Annotated in this window: 3 protein-coding genes; all 3 read right to left on the reverse strand. The window is 62.6% G+C overall.

Annotation, left to right across the window (positions count from 1 at the left end):
• Positions 1-332 (reverse strand): ATP-binding cassette domain-containing protein (locus Q0L57_RS12280; RefSeq protein WP_296742984.1); only part of this gene is annotated, 332 nt, incomplete at its 3' end.
• A complete protein-coding gene (livM, locus tag Q0L57_RS12285) occupies positions 332-1,726 on the reverse strand; it encodes a high-affinity branched-chain amino acid ABC transporter permease LivM (protein WP_296742986.1) in 1,395 nt (464 codons plus the stop codon). The genes Q0L57_RS12280 and livM, both read right to left, overlap by 1 nt.
• Positions 1,727-1,731: 5 nt before the next feature.
• Positions 1,732-2,567, reverse strand: an 836-nt coding sequence (locus tag Q0L57_RS12290; RefSeq protein ID WP_296742988.1) for a branched-chain amino acid ABC transporter permease LivH, incomplete at its 5' end; no start/stop codon positions are given.

Consider the following 2,567-nt stretch of genomic DNA (forward strand, 5'->3'; position numbering starts at 1 on the left):
TCCAGCAGCGTCATGCCCGAGAACAGGCGGATGTTCTGGAAGGTGCGCGCCACCTTGGCGCGCGCCGGGATCTCGTGATTGGCCAGGCGTTCGAGCAAATAACTCGAGCCGTCACGCCGGTTGAGCGTGATCATTCCCTCCGACGGCTTGTAGAAGCCAGTGATGCAGTTGAACACCGTCGTCTTGCCGGCGCCGTTCGGCCCGATCAGCGCGGTGATCTCGCCGCGCTTGGCCTGGAAGGACAGGTCACCGATGGCGATCAGGCCACCGAACTTCATCGACAGATGCTCGACCTGCAGGATCAGGTCGCTTGCGGAAACTTGCGCGTTCATCAGCCGTGGCCCTCCTTCGTAAAGGAGCCTGAGACCGCTTTTCGCTCCTTCAAGAAGGCCGTCGGTTCCCGGCTGCCGACGAAACCGCGCGGTTTCCAAAGCATGACGATCACCATGGCCATGCCGAACAGCAGCATGCGGTAGAGTTCAGGCGTGAAGTCGGGGCCGAACACCGCCTTGAGGAAATCGAGCTCGCGCAGGATCTCGGTGCCGCCGATCATGACCAGCGCCGCGACCGCGATGCCGCCCAGCGAACCCATGCCGCCGAGAACCACGATGGCGAGGATGATCGCCGATTCCAGGAAGACGAAGGATTCGGGGCTGACGAAGCCTTGCCGGGCAGCGAAGAACGAGCCGGCGAAACCGCCGAACATCGCGCCAGTGGCAAACGCCGTCAGCTTGGTCGTGGTGGTGTTGATGCCGAGCGAGCGGCACGCGATCTCGTCCTCGCGCAGTGCTTCCCAGGCGCGCCCCACCGGCAGGCGTCGCAGCCTGATGGTGACGAAAGCGGTGAGGAAGCAGAGCCCCAGGATCAGGTAGTAGAGGAAGATCTTGTAGTAGGCACCCGACTGGGCAATGCCCAGCACCTTGGCGATGTAGTTCGGATCCGACACGTTGAACGACATCAGGCCGAAGAACGAGACCTTGGGGATGCCGGAAACGCCGGCCGAGCCGTTGGTCACCTCGCGCCAGTTGATCAGCACGAGGCGGATGATCTCTCCGAAGGCCAGTGTCACGATCGCCAGATAGTCGCCGCGCAGCCGCAGCACCGGGAAGCCGAGCATCACGCCCCAGAAGGCGGCCATGCAGCCGGCGGCCGGCAGCAGGATCCAGAACGAAAGGCCGAAATGCGTGCCGAGCAACGCGTAGGCATAGGCGCCGACGGCGTAGAAGGCGACGTAGCCGAGATCAAGCAGCCCGGCTAGGCCGATGACGATGTTCAGCCCCCAGGCCAGCATCACATAGATCAGGATCTGGATGCCGAAATTGTCGACCCATTTCAGCGAGCCCTGGAATCCGACCAACAGCACGATTATCACCGGATACAGCAACAGCCCGGTGACGCCGATCTTGTTGAAGTTGCGACGCAGGAAGCCTGGCTCCGCCGCCACGACCGCGGGAGCCTTGGCTTTTTCGGCTTTCGACCGTTCCATCGCCGGAACCGCGTAGGCGACATAGAGGAAACGGCCGACGGCAACGGCGCCGACCACAAGGGCAAGCAGGAACCAGCGCTGCACGAGGATGAGTTCGTTGTTGATGTTCTGGTCGGTCCTGAGACCGATGAACAGCACGAACAGGCCGAGTGCGATAGCGCCGGCATAGAGCGCTTCACGCAAAGCGCGCTGCACGGGAGTAGCGACGACGTCGCGCTCCGAGGACACGGTAGCGGCCATGAGGATCAGACCTTTTCGACTTCAGGCCGGCCCAGAATGCCGGAGGGCAGGAAGATGAGCACGATCGCCAGGATCGAGAAGGCCGCGACGTCCTTGTAGTCGATGGAGAAATAGGCTGACCACATGCTCTCGATGAAGCCGATCAGGAGCCCGCCGAGCACCGCGCCCGGCAGCGAGCCGATGCCGCCGAGCACGGCGGCCGTGAAAGCCTTCACGCCCGGCACGAAGCCGTCGGAAAACACCACCACGCCGTAGTACATCAAGAAAAGCGTGCCGGCGACGGCGGCAAGGGCGGCGCCCATGATGAAGGTGATGGAGATGGTGCGGTCGACGTCGATGCCGAGCAGCGCGGCCATCTTTCTGTCCTGCTCGCAGGCGCGCTGCGCCCGGCCGAGAGCCGTCCGATTGACGAGATACCAGAAGATCGCGAGCAGCACGGCGGTGACGATCACGATGATGATCTGCTTCAGCGAGATGCTGATGCCGTCGATCGTGTAGACCTTGCTGACCAGCGGCGGGATCGGCTTGTTGCGCGGCCCTTGCGTGACCTGCACGAAGTTCGACAGCGCGATCGACATGCCGATGGCCGTGATCAGCGGCGCCAGCCGGAACGATCCGCGCAGCGGCCGGTAGGCCACCTTCTCGATCGTCCAGTTGTAGAGGCTGGTCAGAAGCATCGCCACGATCATCATGATCAGAAGCGCTATCACCACCGGCACGGAATAGAACAGCGCGCCGAGGATCAGGAAGACGATGAGCGCAGTGAAGGCGCCGACCATGAAAATATCGCCATGGGCGAAATTGATCATGCCGATGATGCCGTAGACCATCGTATAGCCGA

It is taken from the genome of Mesorhizobium sp. (genome assembly GCF_024509055.1).
Classification (GTDB): domain Bacteria; phylum Pseudomonadota; class Alphaproteobacteria; order Rhizobiales; family Rhizobiaceae; genus Mesorhizobium.